15 protein-coding genes and 1 tRNA gene are annotated in these 18,788 nt (G+C 64.6%); 11 read left to right on the forward strand and 5 right to left on the reverse strand.

Annotated elements, in window-relative coordinates:
- The first annotated feature begins 138 nt into the window (after positions 1–138).
- The 5 genes from MRY80_RS25735 (at position 139) to MRY80_RS25755 (ending at position 5,609) form a co-directional block, all read left to right on the forward strand.
- Entirely contained in the window at positions 139–1,452 is a 1,314-nt protein-coding gene (locus MRY80_RS25735; protein ID WP_293294528.1) for a glutamine synthetase family protein, read from the forward strand.
- A gap of 149 nt (positions 1,453–1,601) precedes the next feature.
- On the forward strand, positions 1,602–2,699 hold the full coding sequence (locus MRY80_RS25740; protein ID WP_293294530.1) for a polyamine ABC transporter substrate-binding protein: 1,098 nt from the start codon (positions 1,602–1,604) through the stop codon (positions 2,697–2,699).
- Between the two features lie 68 nt (positions 2,700–2,767).
- The gene (locus tag MRY80_RS25745) at positions 2,768–3,907 is read left to right on the forward strand and encodes an ABC transporter ATP-binding protein (RefSeq protein WP_293294532.1); all 1,140 of its coding nucleotides are present in this window, start codon (positions 2,768–2,770) and stop codon (positions 3,905–3,907) included.
- A gap of 5 nt (positions 3,908–3,912) precedes the next feature.
- Positions 3,913–4,815 carry an ABC transporter permease subunit gene (locus tag MRY80_RS25750; protein ID WP_293294534.1) on the forward strand — a complete coding sequence of 301 codons (903 nt, stop codon included), beginning with the start codon at positions 3,913–3,915 and terminating at the stop codon, positions 4,813–4,815.
- Positions 4,812–5,609 carry an ABC transporter permease gene (locus MRY80_RS25755; RefSeq protein WP_293294536.1) on the forward strand — a complete coding sequence of 266 codons (798 nt, stop codon included), beginning with the start codon at positions 4,812–4,814 and terminating at the stop codon, positions 5,607–5,609. The genes MRY80_RS25750 and MRY80_RS25755 overlap by 4 nt, the downstream gene beginning before the upstream one ends.
- 7 nt (positions 5,610–5,616) lie before the next feature.
- Here the strand turns inward: MRY80_RS25755 and MRY80_RS25760 are convergent, their stop codons facing one another.
- The gene (locus MRY80_RS25760; RefSeq protein ID WP_293294537.1) at positions 5,617–5,862 is read right to left on the reverse strand and encodes a DUF6460 domain-containing protein; all 246 of its coding nucleotides are present in this window, start codon (positions 5,860–5,862) and stop codon (positions 5,617–5,619) included.
- Between the two features lie 89 nt (positions 5,863–5,951).
- Positions 5,952–7,811: an AsmA-like C-terminal region-containing protein gene (locus tag MRY80_RS25765; RefSeq protein ID WP_293294538.1), complete on the reverse strand. Its 1,860-nt coding sequence runs from the start codon at positions 7,809–7,811 to the stop codon at positions 5,952–5,954.
- Between the two features lie 163 nt (positions 7,812–7,974).
- Between MRY80_RS25765 and MRY80_RS25770 the strand changes: the two genes are divergently transcribed.
- Entirely contained in the window at positions 7,975–9,948 is a 1,974-nt protein-coding gene (locus MRY80_RS25770; protein WP_293294539.1) for an acetoacetate--CoA ligase, read from the forward strand.
- Positions 9,949–10,210: 262 nt separating this feature from the next.
- On the opposite strand, the gene MRY80_RS25775 is transcribed toward MRY80_RS25770, so the two are convergent.
- Entirely contained in the window at positions 10,211–13,636 is a 3,426-nt protein-coding gene (locus MRY80_RS25775; RefSeq protein WP_293294540.1) for a PAS domain S-box protein, read from the reverse strand.
- Positions 13,637–13,885: 249 nt separating this feature from the next.
- Between MRY80_RS25775 and MRY80_RS25780 the strand changes: the two genes are divergently transcribed.
- From MRY80_RS25780 to MRY80_RS25790, 3 genes are all read left to right on the forward strand, one after another.
- Entirely contained in the window at positions 13,886–14,350 is a 465-nt protein-coding gene (locus MRY80_RS25780; RefSeq protein WP_293294541.1) for a phasin family protein, read from the forward strand.
- A 167-nt stretch (positions 14,351–14,517) separates the two neighbouring features.
- Positions 14,518–14,594: transfer RNA gene (locus MRY80_RS25785), tRNA-His, on the forward strand.
- A gap of 189 nt (positions 14,595–14,783) precedes the next feature.
- Complete coding sequence (locus tag MRY80_RS25790) at positions 14,784–15,473, forward strand: cyclic nucleotide-binding domain-containing protein (RefSeq protein ID WP_293294542.1); 690 nt, start codon at positions 14,784–14,786, stop codon at positions 15,471–15,473.
- Here MRY80_RS25790 and xseA read toward each other — a convergent pair.
- Positions 15,470–17,038 (reverse strand): exodeoxyribonuclease VII large subunit, encoded by a 1,569-nt coding sequence (gene xseA, locus MRY80_RS25795; RefSeq protein WP_293294544.1) that lies wholly within the window; start codon positions 17,036–17,038, stop codon positions 15,470–15,472. The genes MRY80_RS25790 and xseA overlap by 4 nt on opposite strands.
- Before the next feature lie 172 nt (positions 17,039–17,210).
- Here xseA and MRY80_RS25800 point away from each other — a divergent pair, with 172 nt between their 5' ends.
- On the forward strand, positions 17,211–17,585 hold the full coding sequence (locus tag MRY80_RS25800; protein WP_293294545.1) for a rhodanese-like domain-containing protein: 375 nt from the start codon (positions 17,211–17,213) through the stop codon (positions 17,583–17,585).
- Positions 17,586–17,607: 22 nt separating this feature from the next.
- Here the strand turns inward: MRY80_RS25800 and MRY80_RS25805 are convergent, their stop codons facing one another.
- A complete protein-coding gene (locus MRY80_RS25805) occupies positions 17,608–18,507 on the reverse strand; it encodes a DUF937 domain-containing protein (RefSeq protein WP_293294547.1) in 900 nt (299 codons plus the stop codon).
- Positions 18,508–18,641: 134 nt separating this feature from the next.
- Between MRY80_RS25805 and MRY80_RS25810 the strand changes: the two genes are divergently transcribed.
- Positions 18,642–18,782 (forward strand): hypothetical protein, encoded by a 141-nt coding sequence (locus MRY80_RS25810; protein ID WP_293294548.1) that lies wholly within the window; start codon positions 18,642–18,644, stop codon positions 18,780–18,782.
- The last annotated feature ends 6 nt before the right edge of the window (positions 18,783–18,788 follow it).

Below are 18,788 nucleotides of genomic sequence, written 5' to 3' on the forward strand. Positions count from 1 at the left end.
TGAGTTGACAATCGAAGACGGCGCGCGCCAATCTGCCTGCAACGCCAACAGCACTTTGGTGCAAATTTGTCCTCTGCCTCTCCCGCTGAACAAGCGACCTTCGACGCTCTCCCGACAATTGAAGAATATGAAGCCTTCATGGCCGCAAATCCCGATTTGCAGGCGGTGGAGTTCCTGCTGGTCGATCCGAACGGCGTGATGCGCGGCAAATGGGCCCCGGCCGACAGCCTGAAGAAGGCGTTCCAGGAAGGCGTCAATTTCCCGATGTCGATCCACGGCCTCGACATCTGGGGGCGCGAGGTCGCCGAGACCGGATTGCACATCGAGACGGGCGATCGCGACGGTTATTTCCGTGCCGTGCCGGGCACGCTCAGCCGCGTGCCCTGGGCCAACCGCCCGACGGCGCAGGTGCTGCTGCGCGGCTTCACGCCGGAAGGCGAGCCGCTGCGCTTCGATTGCCGCAACGCGCTGGCCCGCATCACCAAGGCGCTGGCCAAGCGCGGCCTCTATCCGGTGACGGCCTTCGAACTCGAATTCTACCTGCTGGAACCCGGCACCGACTGGGACGACGGCATGCCGGCGCCGGTCGGCGCCTCCTCCGGTCCCGACCGCCAGCGCATGTACGGCCTCGACGATCTCGCCGAATATGGCGGCCTCTTCGATGACATCCGCAACGCGGCCGACGCCCAGGGCCTGCCGATCGACACGATCGTCAAGGAAGCGGCCCCCGGCCAGTTCGAGGTCAATCTGAAGCATCGCTGCGATCCGCTGCGCGCCGCCGACGACGTGATCATGCTGCGCCGCATCGTTTTCGGCTGCGCCCGCAAGCACCGCCTGCAGGCCACCTTCATGGCCAAGCCCTTCATCGAATATGCCGGCAACGGCATGCATGTGCACGCCTCGATCCTCGACGAGAGCGGCGCCAACATCTTCGCGGGCGAGGCGGGCCAGACCAATCTCGGCGGCGCCATCGCCGAACTCATCCGCACAATGCCGCAGGGGCTGCTGCTGTTCATCAACAGCTGGAACGGTTTTCGCCGCATCCAGCCCGGCTCCTACGCCCCGACCCGGGCGGTCTGGGCGGAAAACAACCGCTCCGTGGCGCTGCGCATTCCGGCTTCCACGGACGCCAACCGCCGCATCGAACACCGCATCGCCGGCGCCGACGCCAACCCCTATATCGTGCTCTGCGCCATATTGCAGGCGATGATGGAGGGGCTGGAGAAACTGGACACGCCGCCGCCCCCGGTGACGGGCAACGCCTATGACGACAGCGGAGCCAAGATGCTGCCCGACGACATGGACGAGGCGCTGCAGCTCACCCAGTCCGGCCAGTTCTGCGACCGTGCCCTCGGGCCCGAGCTGGCGAAGATCTACAAGGATCTCAAACGCGCGGAAATCCTAGCGTTCTGGGCGGAAATCACGCCGCTCGAACGCACCACATACCTTTGATCGGCGGCAACGGATTGCCACTATTTTCGGCAGGTCGCGAGATTGGAAAATCCTTGTGCGTCCGCAAAATCGTCAATAGTCTTCGGGCCGGACTTGCAGGACGGAACGCTGTGTTTCGCCCGATAACCAAGCCTCAGGGAGTATGCCAAATGAAGTTCACGAAACGGCTCTTCGCGACTGCCGCGGCCCTGGCCACACTGACCGTGTCGGCCGCCGCGCAGGATCGCGTCGTCAACATCTACAACTGGTCCGACTATATCGACGAATCCATCCTCGAGGAGTTCACGGCGGAGACCGGCATCAAGGTCGTCTACGACGTGTTCGATTCCAACGAGGTTCTGGAGACCAAGCTTCTGGCTGGCTCCACCGGCTACGACATCGTCGTCCCGACCGGCACCTTCCTCGCCAACCAGATCAAGGCCGGCGTCTTCCAGAAGCTGGACAAGTCCAAGCTGCCGAACCTGGCAAACATGGATCCGGCCATCTCCGAGCGCCTGGAAAAATACGATCCGGGCAATGAATACGCGATCAACTACATGTGGGGCACCACCGGCATCGGCATCAATGTCGACATGGTCAAGGAACGCCTCGGCGAGGACGCCGAACTCAACACCTGGGATCTCGTCTTCGACCTCGACACCGTGTCGAAGCTCGAGGATTGCGGCATCTTCATGCTCGACGCGCCGACCGAGATGGTCCCGGCCGCGCTCAACTACCTGGGCATGGATCCGGACCTGAAGGATCAGGAATCGATCGACAAGGCGAAGGACCTGCTGCTGGCGGTCCGGCCCAATGTGCGCAAATACCACTCGTCGGAATACATCAACGCGCTCGCCAATGGCGACATCTGTCTGGCCGTCGGCTGGTCGGGCGACATCCTGCAGGCGCGCGATCGCGCGGCGGAAGCCGATGCCGGCGTGACGGTCGAATACATCATCCCCAAGGAAGGCGCGCTGATGTGGTTCGACAATATGGCGATCCCGTCTGACGCCCAGCATGTCGAGGAAGCGCATGAATTCCTCGATTACATCATGCGTCCCGAGGTCATGGCGAAGGCGTCGAACTACGTCTATTACGCCAACGGAAACGGCGCCTCGAAGGAATTCCTCGAGGAGGACGTGATCGGCGATCCGGCGATCTATCCGGATGACGACACCGTTTCGCGCCTCTACACGGTCTCGCCCGACGATGCCCGTCAGAAGCGGATCCTCAACCGCGCATGGACGGCGGTGAAATCGGGCCAGTAGGACACGATCGACCCCGACGCTTCGAGCGCCGGGGTCGTTTCACATTCGGGGAAGGGTAGGGGACACTCATGCCATCGCTTGGAAGCATCCGACGTTCCTTCGCGCCGTGGAGCGACCCCGACGCCAAGCCCTATATTTCCTTCAGGAACGTCACCAAGCGTTTCGGCGATTTCACCGCCGTCGACAATCTCTCGCTCGATGTCTACGAGCGCGAATTCTTCTCTCTGCTCGGCCCGTCCGGCTGCGGCAAGACCACGCTGCTGCGCATGCTTGCCGGCTTCGAGGAGCCGACCGAGGGCGAACTCTATCTCGATGGCCAGCCGCTGAAGGGCGTGCCGCCGCACAAGCGGCCGGTCAACATGATGTTCCAGTCCTACGCGCTGTTCCCGCATATGAGCGTCGCCGACAACATCGCGTTCGGCCTCAAGCAGGACGGGATGGAAAAGAGCGCGCGCGACGAACGCGTCGCCCAAATGCTCAAGCTCGTGAAGCTGGAGGAATTCGCCAAGCGCAAGCCGCACCAGCTTTCGGGCGGCCAGCGCCAGCGCGTCGCGCTCGCCCGCGCCGTCGCCAAGCGGCCGAAGCTCCTGATCCTCGACGAACCGCTCGGCGCGCTCGACAAGAAGCTGCGCGAGGAAACCCAGTTCGAACTGATGGACCTGCAGCAGGAACTCGGCCTCACCTTCATGATCGTGACCCACGACCAGGAAGAGGCGATGACGATGTCGGATCGCATTGCCGTGATGGACAAGGGTATCATCGCCCAGACCGGCACGCCGGCCGAAATCTACGAGGCGCCCAATTCGCGCTATGTCGCCGATTTCATCGGTTCGGTGAACGTGCTGGAAGGCCAGGTCGTGGCGTCCGACGACGGCCATGTCACCATCGAGGGCCGCGACGGCCGCTTCACCGGAGCCGTCCGCGGCCAGGGCCCGGCGCAGGGCAAGACGGTCTGGTTCGCGATCCGTCCGGAAAAGATGCGCGTCAGCCGCGAGAAGCCGACCGACACCGAAAACGCCGTGCAGGGCGAGGTCTGGGACGTCGCCTATCTCGGCGACATGACCATCATCAACGTCCGCCTCGATTCCGGCAGCGTCGTCCAGGCGGCGATGATCAATCACTCGCGCCTGGTCGATGATCCGATCGGCTACGAGGAACGCATCTGGCTGTCGTTTTCCGCCGATGCCGGCGTCGTCCTGGATCGGTGAGGACCATGCTGCGCGCCGTCACCAACCGCCTCGTCATCCTGATCCCCTATTTCTGGCTGCTGTTCTTCTTCCTGCTGCCCTTCCTGATCGTCCTGCGCATCGCGCTCTCCGATCTCGAATACGGCCAGCCGCCCTATGCGCCACAATTCAGCTTTTCAGATGGCTGGGAGGTGATCAGCGAGAAACTGTCCCGGCTCGATTTCGAGAACTTCGCGTTCCTGGCCGGCGACAAGCTCTACATCAATTCCTACCTCTCCAGCCTCTACATCGCCTTCGTCTCGACCATCCTGACGCTCCTGATCGGCTTTCCCTTGGCCTATGGCATGGCGCGCGCGCCGGAAAACCTGCGTCCGATCCTGCTGATGATGGTCATCCTGCCCTTCTGGACGTCGTTCCTGATCCGCGTCTACGCCTGGATCGGCATCCTCAAGCGGGAGGGGCTGCTCAACCAGTTCCTGCTCTGGCTGGGCGTGATCGACGCGCCGCTGGAGATCCTGTCGACCAACAAGGCGGTCTTCATCGGCATCGTCTATTCCTACCTGCCCTTCATGGTGCTGCCGATCTATTCGACGCTGGAGAAGATGGACGAATCCCTCGTCGAGGCCGCGCGCGACCTCGGCTGCACGCGCATCGCCGCCTTCTGGAAGGTCACCGCGCGCCTTGCGGTCCCGGGCGTCCTCGCGGGCTGCCTGCTCGTCTTCATTCCGGCCGTCGGCGAGTTCGTCATTCCCGACCTGCTCGGCGGTTCGGGCACGCTGATGATCGGCAAGACCTTGTGGATCGAGTTCTTCAACAACAGTGACTGGACCGTCGCTTCGGCGATCGCGATGATCCTCCTGATCGTGCTGGTCGTGCCCATCGTCTGGTTCCAGAACGCCCAGGCGCGGGCGACGGAGGCCGGCCGATGAGTGGGCGCTGGTCCTGGTTCAACATCACCTCGGTCGTCTTCGGCTTCGCGTTCCTCTACCTGCCGATCGTCCTTCTGGTCATCTATTCCTTCAACGAATCGCGTCTGGTCACGGTCTGGGCCGGCTTCTCGACCAAGTGGTATGGCGAACTGTTCCGCAACGAGAGCATTCTCGACGCGGCCTGGGTGACGGTGCGTGTCGCCTTCATCTCTGCCAGCGTCGCGACGGTGCTGGGCACGCTCGCCGCCGTCTCGCTCGTCCGTTTCACGCGGTTTCGCGGCCGAACCCTGTTCACCGGCATGGTCTATGCGCCGCTGGTCATGCCCGAGGTGATCACCGGCCTGTCGCTGCTGCTGCTCTTCGTGGCGATCGACTTCGCGCGCGGATTCTGGACCGTGACGCTCGCGCACATCACCTTCTCGCTGTGCTTCGTCGCGGTCGTCGTCCAGTCGCGGCTCGTCAGCTTCGACAAGTCGCTGGAGGAAGCCGCGCAGGATCTCGGCTGTCCGCCCTTCCAGGCCTTCATGAAGGTGACGCTGCCGGTGATCTTCCCGGCCGTGATCTCCGGCTGGATGCTCGCCTTCACCCTGTCGCTGGACGACCTCGTCATCGCTTCCTTCACCTCCGGGCCGGGCGCGACGACGCTGCCGATGAAGATCTACAGCCAGGTGCGGCTCGGCGTCACGCCGGAGATCAACGCGGTCTGCACCATCCTGATCGGCATCGTGACGACCGGGGTCATCATTGCGGCGCTCCTGAACAAGCGCCGCGCCATGCAAGACGACAGGGTGTGAGGCAGGCCTAGCTGCGCCGAGGCGGCCGCAGCATGTAGGCGATGATCCAGAGCGGCACGATGATCATCGCGCCGAGCACCATGTTGGGCAGCGCCCAGGCAAGCGCCTTTTGCATGAGTTCCAGCACGTGCTCAGGCGTCATCCCCACTTTCGCCAGCACTTCCGCCGCCGACATGTCGAAGGCCGAAAGCAGCGCGCCGCACAGAAGCGACGCCAGCGCAATCTTCACGATCATCGACAAAAAGTGAAACACGAAACCCGGACCCAGCAAACGATGCCGGCAATCTAGGGTCGAAACGCCTAAAAACTCTTTAAAACCCGCACTTTGTTGTTAACCGCCCATTAACGGTCTTCGCCCGCCGGCAAGACGGGGACGGCATAGGGATTGTCCCACGAACCGCCGATGAAATGCTGTACGGCAGGCGCCGGTCCGACGGTCTCCAGCGTCGGCGCCGCCATCGTCGTCAACGCAAGGCTGGCCGTGCCGTAGGGGATGATGCCGCTCAACTGAACGGTGCCCGTCGGATAGCGCAGCGAGCCGTCCTCGATGACGATCACGCCGTCGCGGATCATGGCGGTGACGTCGAGACGGTCGAAGACTTCGCTCGTGCGCGTGGCGTCGCGCAGGCGGAAGAACGACTGGGTTCCGGCGTCGCTTCCGAAACTGCTGAAGGCGACGCCGTCGAATGCGCCGGCGGTGACGCTCATCTGCATCCTGCCGTCGCCGCGCTCGAACAGGTCGCGCCATCGCCCGATCGGCGCGCTGACGTCCAGCGTGCCGGTGGTCGTGCCCCGCGGCATGAGCCCGGTCACCTGCAGCGCGTCGGCGACCGCGCCGCCATTGACGTCGGTGATCGCGAGACGCGCCGCGCCGGAGATCGTCCCGGCCTGCGGCGTCAGTTTCAGATGCGCCTGCCAGCGTCCGCCGTAAGCGGTCGCGTCGGCCAGCTCGAACAGGGCGTCGCCGCCGCGTATCTGCGCGACCGCGGCGATGTCCGTGAAGCGCAGGGCGCCGAACGACGCCGTCGCGGCGGAAAGCCGCAGATCGACATCCATCTGGTTGAGAATGTCGGCGGAAGCCGGTTCGGCGAGGGCCTCCCGCGTGCGAGGCATGCCGGTGAAGGCGGAGAGGAACGCCGAGATGTCCATCGCCTGGAAATCCAGCGTGGCGGTCACCGACGGCTTGAAATCGTCGCGGAAGGCGAGTTCGAGGACACCGGTTCCGGCGCTGTCCTGCAAGGCGACGTTCAGGTTGTCGAACCGCAGTTTCTTCATGTCGCCACGCACATTCGCGCTCAGGCTCAGCTTGCCGGCCGCGCCGCCGGTCCGAATGCCGGTCCCAAGCCAGTCGAGCGCCTGGCGCACGGTCGGCGTGCTCAGCGAAATGCGCCCCTCGGCGAACTGCGTCTCGCCCACGCCGAGCTGGCCATTGAAGGCGTAGGTCAGGACATCGCTCGTAAAATCCTGCCGCACCGTGACGGTCTGGCCGGTGAGGAACTGCAGTGCCCGGTCGATCTCGGTCTTCTGTTCGAACGCCGTGCCGCGCCAGATCCCTTTGAGCGAGGCGCTCAGCTTCTCGTCGAGCCGCGGCCAGGAAATCGCGCCGTTGAGCGCCGTGATGCGCTCGCGCGCCTGTCCGTCCGGGCCGACGAAATCGACCGTCCCGTTCTCGATCGTGACGGTTCCGAACCGCGCGCGGCCGGGTTCGACAGCCGTTTCCTCCGCGGCCGGATCGGCGCTTGAGGCCTCGCCGGTCTGCTTCTCGCGGGCGATCTCGCGCCCGAGACGGCCGCCGATCGCGGCGATGTCGATCCGGCCCTTGTCGTCGACGAGCACGCGCATCGCGGGCCGGATGAGACGGAATTGCGAGAATTCCGGCTGGCGGGCGAGCAGGCTGGAGAAGGGAATGGAGACCACGGCGCTTTCGACGAAGAGCAGGTCGTTCGGCTTCTCGCCTTCGAGGGGCGTCGCGCCGGGCAACCGCAGGTCGTAGAGGCGCGCGACGGGCGTCGGGAAGAGGTCGATGTCCACCCTTCCTTCGATGCGGACCTGCTGGCCGGCGATGTCCTCGAATTCTTTCTCGATCGCCGTGCGCACCAGGTCGCTCGACACGAAGGCGGGCATCAATGCCCAGAGCGCGAGGATCGCGACGACAGCGAGCACAACAAGCGATGCCCCGATACGTGTCACACGTGCCGTCATGTCGTTCGTACTCTTCCCCAGACGCTTCAACGCCCGGTTGCCCCGGTTTTTGGCGCGAGCCTATACGGAAGTGCGGTCAATTCAAGGCTTGCCGCCTGCCGAGCCGCGCTTTACCAAAATGACGCGCCAATTGAGCGCCGCAGCACGTCGAGAAGGGACGAGAATGACGACGCCAGAACCGACAATGCCGAAACCCTTGTGGACACCTGCCGAGACGGCGGCGACGCAATCCGGCATCGCGCAACTCATGCGCAAGGCGGCTGATCAATATGGCGCGTCCGCGGCCGACTATGCGTCCTTCCATCGATGGAGCGTGGAGAACCGCGAGGATTTCTGGTCGCTCGTCTGGGACGATTGCGGCATCGTGGGGACGAGGGGCGAGCGCGGTCTCGTCGATGGCGACCGGATGCCGGGCGCCTCCTTCTTTCCCGACGCGCGATTGAATTTCGCCGAGAACCTGCTGCGGCGCACCGGCGAGGGCGACGCGATCGTCTTTCGCGGCGAGGACAAGGTCGAACGGCGGCTCTCCTGGGATGAACTCCACGCCCTGGTTTCGCGCTTGCAGCAATATTTCGTCGATGTCGGCCTGAAGCCGGGCGACCGTGTCGCGGCCATGATGCCGAACATGCCCGAGACCATCGCCGCGATGCTGGCGGCCACGTCGATCGGCGCGGTCTGGTCCTCCTGCTCGCCGGATTTCGGCGCCCAGGGCGTGCTCGATCGTTTCGGCCAGATCGAACCGACCATCTTCGTTGCCGTCGACGGCTACTGGTACAATGGAAAGCGCATCGAGGTCGGCGACAAGATCGACGCCGTGCTGGAAAGCCTGCCTTCGGTCAAGGCGGCGTTGGTCGTCGATTATCTGGGAACGGCCGACGCGGTTGCCGCCGGCATCGACCGCGCGGTGACCCTGGACGCTGCGGTCCGCCACATCGAGCCGCGCGCGATCGCGTTCACCCGGCTGCCGTTCTCGCACCCGCTCTACATCCTGTTTTCTTCCGGTACGACCGGCATCCCGAAATGCATCGTCCATTCGGCCGGCGGCACCTTGCTGCAACACGTGAAGGAGCATCGCTATCACGCCGGCATCGAGGCCGGCGACCGGGTCTTCTACTTCACGACCTGTGGCTGGATGATGTGGAACTGGCTGGTCTCGGCGCTGGCCAGCGAAGCCACCTTGCTGCTCTTCGACGGATCGCCCTTCGCGCCGGGTCCGACGGTGCTGTTCGATTACGCCCAGGCGGAGGGGATGACTTATTTCGGCACCTCGGCGAAATATATCGACGCCGTGCGCAAGGAGGGCCTGAAACCGATGGAGACGCACGACCTGTCGAAGGTCCGCGTCATCTCGTCGACCGGCTCGCCCCTGTCGCCGGAGTGCTTCTCTTATGTCTATGACGCCATCAAGCAGGACGTCCATCTCGCCTCGATCTCTGGCGGCACCGACATCGTGTCCTGCTTCGTGCTGGGCGTCCCGATCCTTCCGGTCTTTTCCGGAGAGATCCAGGGGGCAGGGCTCGGCATGGCGGTCGAGGTGTGGAACGACGAAGGCCATCCGGTCACCGGCGAAAAGGGCGAGCTCGTATGCGCGAAGGCGTTTCCCTCCATGCCGATCGGTTTCTGGAACGACCCGGACGGCGCCAAGTACCGCGCGGCCTATTTCGAGCGTTTCGACAATGTCTGGTGCCATGGCGATTTCGCCGAATGGACGCCGCGCGGCGGCATGATCATCCATGGCCGCTCCGACGCGACGCTCAATCCGGGTGGCGTGCGCATCGGCACGGCGGAGATCTACAATCAGGTCGAGCAGATGCCGGAAGTGCTGGAAGCGCTGTGCATCGGCCAGGAATGGGACAACGACGTCCGCGTCGTCCTGTTCGTGCGCCTCGCCGACGGCGTGTCGCTGGATGACGATCTGCAAAAGGCCATCCGCACCAAGGTCCGGACCGGCGCCTCGCCCCGTCACGTGCCGGCGCGCATCGTCGCGGTCACCGACATTCCGCGCACCAAATCGGGAAAGATTGTCGAACTGGCCGTGCGCGAGGTCGTGCATGGACGGCCGGTGAAGAACAAGGAGGCGCTGGCCAATCCGCAGGCGCTGGAGCTGTTTCGCGACTTGCCTGAGCTGCAGGGGTGAGCGACGCCCCGCGCGGGTGTTAACCAATCGTAACTTTTGCGTGTCGGATCATGACAGCGCGGGGCCGCGTTAAGGTCTTGTTAAGGGGCGGCCGTTAATCAACTCGTAACAGGTTTTTAAATGGCAACATTTTACGTTTCGAGCCCCTCGTAAGTCCCAGCAAAACATCTCCAAGGCGCCTCATGGCGCCTTTTCTTTTGTCCGCAGGGATTGTGTCCGGTTCGCGTGGCGGGCGGTTGCGCCCTCGCCACGCGAAGGCGCGTCAGCTGGCCAGCACGCGCGACGGCGGGAAGACGATTTCGACCGCCGTGCCTCGTCCCGGCTCGGACTGTATCGCGAACTCGGCCCGGTTCGCTTCCACCAGCGCCTTGGTCAGCGGCAATCCCAGACCCGTTCCGTCGCCACGGGCGCGCCCCAGCGAGGCGACCTGCTGGAATGGCTGCAGCGCCGTCTCGATTTCCTTGGCGGACATGCCGATGCCGGTGTCCTTGATGCGCAGGACGACCTCGCCGCGCGCATTGTAGCTCGAACTGACGATCACCTGCCCGCCGGAATGGGTGAAGCGCACCGAGTTGGACAGAAGGTTCAGCACGATCTGCTTCAGGCTGCGGGCGTCGGCGACGATCTCCGGCAGGTCCTCGTCGAGCGAGGACCGGATGATGATGCGGCTGCGATTGGCCTGTGGCTGGACCATGGTGACCGCTTCCTCGACCGCCTTGTTCAGGGAAACGCTCTCGAATTCGAGTTCCTGCTTGCCGGCCTCGATCTTGGAGATGTCGAGCAGGTCGTTGACGAGGTCGAGCACATATTTGCCGCTCTTGTTGATGTCGGCGAGATAGTCCTTGTAGCGCTCGTTGCCGATCGGCCCGAAGCGTTCCTCCGCCATCAGTTCCGAGAAGCCGATGATCGCATTCAGCGGCGTGCGGATCTCGTGGCTGATCTTCGCAAGGAACTCCGTCTTGTGCGAGGAGGCCCGCTCGGCATTGCGTTGCGCGTCCCGCAGCGCCTGCTCCGTCTGCTTCCAGGAGGTGATGTCGCGCACCACCGCGCAGAACCCGTTCGATGTCTCGAGCCGGCCGATGGTCATGAACAATGGCAGGAACCCGCCATTCTTCTCCCGGCCGAGCACTTCCAGTCCCTCGTTCAGCACGCTCGCCACGCCGTTGTTGGCGAGCCCGGCGAGATAGTCGAGCGCGGCGGCCTGGCTTTCATGGGCGAACAGGATGCCGAAGCTCTTGCCTTCCACGTCGTCATCGGCGTAGCCGAACAGCGCCGAGGCCGACGCGTTGAGCGAGCGGATGACCCCGTCGCGCGACAGGACGACCACGCCGTCGGTCGCCGTGTCGAGAATGGCACGCAATTCGGCGGCTTCCGAGGGGTGTTCCTCGTCCGCTTCATCCTCCATCTCGGCCTGCGGTTCAAAGGCGAACATCAGCGCCGTGCGGCTGTGCCATTGCACGGTCTGCAGGCGGGCGCGCACAGGAACGCTCGACCCGTCGATGGTGCGCAGCGCGAGAACACCGTCTTCCGCCGTCTCGCCGTCGAACAGCGCCTCGATGCCATCGACGGCGTTCAGCGCGTCGGCGTCGCAATAGCCGCTCAGTTCCACGAAGGCCTCGTTGGCATAGAGCGCTTCGTCGTCGCGGTGGATCAGGATCGGCAGCGGCAGCGCGTCGAGAAACGCCGCGTTCAGTCCGCCGTCCGTGCGCGCGTCGTCCTCGTCCAGATCGGTGTCGTCCTCATCGAAGACTTCCGGTTCATCCGCATCGTCGGCGATGGCGTCATCCGTGCCGGGAATTTCGGCCGACGGCGCGTCTTCCATCACGGGCTGCACGGGTTCCGACGTCGGGCGATCTTCCTCCACGACCAGCGCTTCCTCAGGCTCTGCGGAAACCGTCATTTCAGGCGTGGGCGCCTCGTCCGAAATCTCTTCGTGCGGGATCTCCTCGCGAATGACCTCGTCATGGGCCTGTGCCGGCATCTCCCGGTCGGTCTGTTTCGGCTCTTCGCTTTCGCTCTTCACCCGCGCCCAGCCCAGGACGTCGCCGATCTGGCGGAAAGCGGCCTGTTCGCTGGGATTGAGGGCTTCGCCGGACGGACGCGGCCGGCGCTTGACGTTGAACTCGATGATCTTGTCGCTCTCCCGGCGCATCGGCGAGGGCGATGCGGAGGCAAGCGCCGGCACTTCTCCGCCGAACGGATCCTCCTCGGGAGGCTGGTTGTCCTGCACCGGCTCGCTGACCTCCTGAACGACGGTCGGTTGCTCGGGCTCCGCAGACAGGGTCTCGGTCTCTTCGACCACTTGCTGCGCGGGAGGCCGCACGAGAGCGAGGCCGATCTCTTCCGGATCGGGGCTGCGCTCGCCCATGCGAACGATGCCGAACCCGCGATAGCCCTCGAAATCGCGCTGCCGGTTGTAGGAGGGCAGGGCGGCAAGATCGACGGGAACGCGATAGGCGGTTCCCTCGACCGGCCAAACGACGCTCTTGCCGGACCAGGTGTCACGGCGCTTCAGCGACGCGCTGATCTCGCCTGTCGGATCGAGTTCGAACACACGCGCGACCTCGTCGAATGTCCGGCCGACGATGTCGGCCGCATTCGGCCCGACCGCGGCGGCGAATTCCGGCGAGATGTCGGTGAACAGTCCCTCGGCGTCGGTCTTCCAGACGAAGCGAACCGGCCCCTGCGCATTGTCGAAATCGGCGACAAAGGCCGCTTCGGCCTCCGTCGTCGGCTCGGTGACGGTCTCGGCCTGCGGTTCGTCGGTGATCGGCACGGCGGGCTGCGCCGGCGTCGACGTCTCTTCGGCCGGCTCCAACTGTTCGGGCTGCGTTTCCTCCCGCGCGGTCGGTTCGTCGGGCATCACGGGCTCTTCGACAGGGGCCAATGCGGCCGGCGGTGCGCTCGCCGCAGGCGAAGCCACCTGTTCGTCGGCGGGCTCGACCACTGCGACGTCGGCAACCTCGTCCGCTTCGGTCTCAGGTTCCGGCTGGCCTGCCGGTTCTTGGCCTGCCGGTTCTGCGGATTTGACGGCCATGACGAGATGCCGCGGCGGCGTGTCGGTCAGGCGGGCGATCGCGACCGCGACGGGCACGGCCGGCTGCGGCGTCACCAGCCGCTTGACGAGCCGGTCCTTTTCATCGCGCACGTCGCGCACCAGCGTGCCGATCGCATCGACGGGAAAGGAGATCCCGGCGAACAGGGAATCGGCCGCGACAAGGCCCCCATTGTCATCGACGATGGCCGCCCCTGCACCTTCCGTCGCAAGGCCGGCGATCGCGGCGCGGGCGGCCATGTCTTCCGCCATTTCCGTTTCGCCGGTGTCGATGACCACCAGGATGCACCGCGCGCCGCCACGGCCTTCAATGCCGCAGATGTTCGTCGGCATGAGCTTGCTGCCCGTGCCCGAGGTCACCCGCAGATGGGTCGCCGCTTCGCCGCCCCCGGCAACCCGCGCCGCCGCGGTGCCAAGCTGGCGAAGGGCGGTGCGCATGCCTTGCGGGCCGTGGGCCTCGAACTCGCCGATCGAAGCGAAGCCGAACAAGTGCGCCGCGGGACCGTTCGCCCAGAGCAGCGACTGCAAGTCTTCGGAGAACACCATGATCGGCCGACCCGACAGGAAGTTCTCGCGCACGCCGTCCCAAGCGGCAATATCGATGAAGGAATAGTGTGTGCTGGCGTCAGCCATGGGATTGCTCTTGGCGAAAGCTTTGGGATCGAGCCTGTTCAAGGCGGTTAATGAAAGTTTAATTGCCATTTCGCTGTCGGCGCGTCTAGCGGGCCAACGCGGGCTACCATTTCGAGTTCCATGTTTAGTTAATGCCTTATCGCATGGCACCCCTGCATTTTGTGCAGCGCAATATAATGTTGCATTGCACAAAAACTGTGCTATATACGCGTCAGATCCCTAACACCCCAACTTGAAGGAGTTTTTGTGATGGCCAAAGCCGCTGCACCGAAAACCGAAGCCGCCGACGTGTTTGCATTCCCCTCCATGGATGCTGCACCGTTTGCAGACCAGCTCCGCACCTTTGCCGAGCAAGGCCTGTCGTCCTCGAAGGAAGCATATGAAAACATGAAATCCTCGATGGAAGAAGCCCAGAAGACCATCGAAACCACGATGGAAACCGCCCAGTCCGAGAGCTCCAAGCTATCGCTGACCGCCATCAACGCGATGCGCGCCAATGCCGAAGCCAATTTCGCGCATCTCGAAAAGCTCGTCGGCGTCAAGACGCTCGCCGAAGCCTTCGAAATCCAGAGCGCTTTCGTGCGCAAGCAGACCGAGATGGCCGTCGACCAGGCCAAGGAAATGCAGACCGCTTCCAAGGCTGCTTTCGACGCCCTGTCCGCGCCGGTGAAGGCCGCGACCGAAAAGGCGATGGCGTCCGTCAAGGCTGCCTGACACCCCTTGCGATGTCGCGTCCTCCTCCCCGCGGCATGACGCAGACAGGAAAGGCCGGATCCGTCCGGCCTTTTCCTTTTCTCATTCTTGGTCATTGTGCTGCCGATCCGGTCTTGCATTCTGGCCGATGAACGCGTATTTCACGCGCCGGTAACTCGCTTGCCTGTGCGGACGTAGCTCAGTTGGTTAGAGCGCTGGATTGTGGCTCCAGAGGTCGGTGGTTCAAATCCACCCGTTCGTACCATTCGCCACCTTTTCCCGGTTGGTCTTCCCCAATGACAGTGATCGTTTGAGGCGAGCGGTGCGGCGCCGTCGGCGCGATTTGCCCTGAGCCGTCGAATGGTTTCTTCTGCTCCGTCCGGCGGATGGTTGCGAATGGCGATTCGCTTGCCGCAGGGTGGTCCGGTTCGAAGAGGTATGCGTGACGCTTTCGATGTCTCCTGATTATCTGGTTCTGACCGCCGGCGCGATCTACATGCTGGCGCTTCTCATCATCAATCAGGTCGCGTTGCGCCTGATGCTGTTGCTCGGTTCAGCGTTTTACGTCTGGTACTATTATGTCGCGGTTGGCGAACCGCTCTGGGCGGCGATCGTCACCAATCTCGGCATCAGCAGCGCCAATCTCGTCGGCCTCCTCATGCTGTGGCTGCGCAATTCCCGCTTCGCGATCCCGAAGCAGCATGCCGACATCTACCCGATGTTTTCGGTCCTGCCGCCGGGCGATTTTCGCGCCTTGATGGCCCTGTCGAAGCGCACGGTCGTTTCGGACGAACTGGTCATGACGCGCGAGAACGCGCCGGTCGACACGCTCTATTTTGTCCTGAGCGGGCAGGTCATGGCGCAAAAGCGCGGGGAGAGTTTCGCGCTCGCGGCCGGCATCTTCATCGGCGAGGTCGCCTATCTGTCCGGAAAGGGCGCGTCCGCGACCACGAAACTGGCGCCGGGAGGCGAGGTGCTGGAATGGGACGTTGCGGCGCTGCGCAGTAAGGCCCGCCGCCGTCCGCGCTTCAACCTGGCGCTGGACGCCCTGATCTCGATGGACCTGGCGGCGAAGGTCGCCCAGGCCGGCGCGCCGGGGGCGGCATCGGCCGATCCGCGTTTCTCGGAACCGGCGCTCGTCTAGAAAAGGTCGCCCTGGCGCTGCGGTTTTGCCGGCTTGGCGGGTTTGGCTTTGGCCGTGCCGTCGGTGGCGACGACGTTGACGCGTTCGCGGCCGGCGAATTCGATCGACAGCGCTTCGCCCTTCTTGACCTGCGCGGCGTGCTTGACCGGCTGGCCCTTCTCGTCGCGCACCAGCGCGAAGCCCCGCTCCAGCACCGCTTCATAGGACAGGCTCTTCAACAGCCGCGCCTTCTGCTCAAGCCGGTTCTGGGCGTCGCTGACCTGCAGGTCGATCGCCCGGGCAAGCCGCGTGGACAGCGTCTTCAGCTTTTCCTCGCCCTGGCGATGCTGGCGTTCGATGCCGGCAACCGACAAGCGCATCGCGATCGCCTTCAGGGTTTCGCCCTTGCGGCCGGCGACGTCCCTGAGCGCGCGGGGCAGGTCGCGGTCGAAACGGTCGAGCGTCCGGCGGTCGCGGTCGAGAAGGCCGCTCAGCCGGTTGGGGCTGAGCCGGCCCGCCGCGAGCGCATAGGCGCTGCGCTTGGCGGTGACATTCGTGCCGAGCCCCTGGCCCAGCCGGCGTTCCAGCGCGTCGAAACTCTGCCGCGGCATGGCGAGCAGGCCGTCGGGTGCGGGCAGGCCGCGCGAAGCGGCGCGCAGGCTTTCGCGCTTGCGCTCGCCCAGCCGCCCGATGCCGGCCTGAAGCCGCGCGCCGAGCTGGGCGAGCTGCGCCTCAAGTTCCGCTCTGACCGGCACCGCGATCTCGGCGGCGCCCGTCGGCGTCGGTGCGCGGACATCGGCCGCGTGGTCGATGAGGGTCCAGTCGGTCTCGTGGCCGACCGCCGAGATCAGCGGGATCATCGATTCGGCTGCGGCGCGCACCACGACCTCCTCGTTGAACCCCCAGAGATCTTCCAGGCTGCCGCCGCCGCGCGCCACGATCAGCACGTCCGGGCGCGGGATGGCGCCTGTCCCGTCGAGCGCGTTGAAACCGCGCACGGCATTCGCCACTTCGGCGGCCGAGGTCTCGCCCTGAACCCTCACCGGCCAGACCAGCACATGTAGCGGATAGCGGTCGTTGATCCGGTGCATGATGTCGCGGATCACGGCGCCGGTGGGCGAGGTGACAACGCCGATGACGCGCGGCAGGAAGGGCAGGGGCTGCTTGCGCGCCGGATCGAAAAGACCCTCGGCGGCGAGCTTCTTGCGCCGCTCCTCCAGCAGCGCCATCAGGGCGCCGGCGCCGGCGGGTTCGATATTGTCGATGACGATCTGGTATTTGGACGAGCCGGGATAGGTCGTCAGTTTGCCGGTGGCGATGACCTCCAGCCCTTCCTCCGGCAGGAAGGAGAGCTTGGAGAAGGCGCCGCGCCAGATCACCGCGTCGATGCGTGCCTTGTCGTCCTTCAGCGTGAAATAGGCGTGGCCGGAGGAATGCGGTCCGCGATAGCCGGAAATCTCGCCGCGAATGCGCACCCGCTCGAACGCGTCCTCGACGGTGCGCTTCAGGGCGAAGGAGATTTCCGAAACGGAATATTCCGCGACGTTGGAGCGCGGAGAATCGGCGACTGGGCGGGCATCTGTCATGGCGCCAGTAACGCCAAGCCTGCCCGCCGGGTCAAGGCAGGCGCGGCTGCGGAATTTTGCCCGCCGGCACTGGAAACGGCGGTGATGTCTCTATATATAAGCGATTGCAAATATAACAATCGCGGCATCCCTGACGCCGCCCCCGACCCAGACCCACCACGAGGACCCGCATATGCAGACCGAAACGATCGCCAACGGCACGCTTGAAACCTGGACGCCGCAGGAAGTGGCCGACGCCTACGCCAAGGGCGAGATCATTCTGATCGATGTGCGCACGCCGGCCGAGTACATGTTCGAGCATGTCGACGGCGCGATGCTGGCTCCGATGTCGTTCCTTAAGCCGCAGAACATCCCCGACAACGAGAAGCGTCCCGTCGTCTTCTATTGCGGTTCGGGCGTGCGCTCGAAGCGCGTCAGCGGAATGTGCCTGGAAAACGGCTTCACCACCATCGCCCACATGGAAGGCGGCTTCGGCGGCTGGAAGGCAGCGGGCCTGCCCTTCATCGGCACCAACATGGCGACCGGTGCGCCGGAACCGCGCGGCTGATCGATCGACGGGAGCGGCGGCCTCAGCGCTGCCGCTTCATGCCCTGCAGATAGGTGTCGAATATCTGCTCCATGGAGCGCTGATATTGCGCCTGCGTCTTGCGCCCGGTCTCGAACATCTCGCCGAACAGGTCGCCATAGGGATTGGACGTTTTCGGTTCGGGCTCCGGTTCGGGTTCAGGCTGCCGTGTCTGCTGCGCGAAACCGCCGGTCATCATGTCGGCGAAGATGCGCCCGAACGGATTGTCCATCGGGTTCAGCGGATTGGGCGTCGGGCTGCGCTGCGGCGCGGACTTGCGGGTTGACGCGCCGCCGCCGAACATCTGCTCCAGCGCCTTGCCGAACGGATTGTCGAACGGGTTGAACGCCGGTTCGGGCTCCGGCTCCGGCGCGCGCGGCTGCATCTTCCGCGCCATTTCCGCCTGCTGGCGCATCATCTCCTCGATCACTTGGCCGATGACATTGCCCTGCGCCGCGCCGAAACCCGGCATGGCGTTCATCTGCCCGGTCGACTGCTTGTAGAGCCCGCCCATCATGGTCGAGGCCATGATCGGCAGCATCTGCTTGAGGATTTCCTGGCCGATGCCGGTGGCCGCGGCGGCCTGGGCGGCGACGGCCCGCGACACTTCCTTGGAGCCGAACAGGTGGCCGAGAATGCCGTTGCCCTCACTCACGCCCGCCGGCGTGAAGGCCTTCGTCATGTCCTCGAAATATTTCGCGTGATTGCCAGTCGCGAGCGCCTGGAGAAAGTTCCCGACGCCCATCGGGTCCGACGCGTTGCGTTTCAGCCCGGTCGAAAAGGCCGGCATCAGCGCGGCGATCGCCTGTTCCATCTGCGCGTTGTTCATTCCGAACTGCCGCGCCATCTGGGCGACCGCGTCACCATTCTGGGCGTTGGTGAACATGTCGAACAGCGGCATCATGGCGAATCCTCCAATCTGGAACGACGACCATAGCATGCGCGGCGGACGCGGCAATGCGCCGGCGCTTGACCGCCGTCAATGAGGCGGCAGCCGCCCGTTGCTACCCGGGGGCGAACGCAGCACCGGAGATTGTCATGGACATTTCAGACCGCCTCTTCGTCGTTCTCTTCCTGCCCGGCCTGTTTGCCAGCCTCGGCGTCTTCTTCTGGGGCGTCGGCGTGGTGTGGCGCGTCTCGATCGAGGACCGGGAGCTGAAGCGCAAGGCCGGCCGCTGAGAAGGC

Source organism: Oricola sp. (assembly GCF_022763245.1).
In the GTDB taxonomy this organism is placed as follows: domain Bacteria; phylum Pseudomonadota; class Alphaproteobacteria; order Rhizobiales; family Rhizobiaceae; genus Oricola.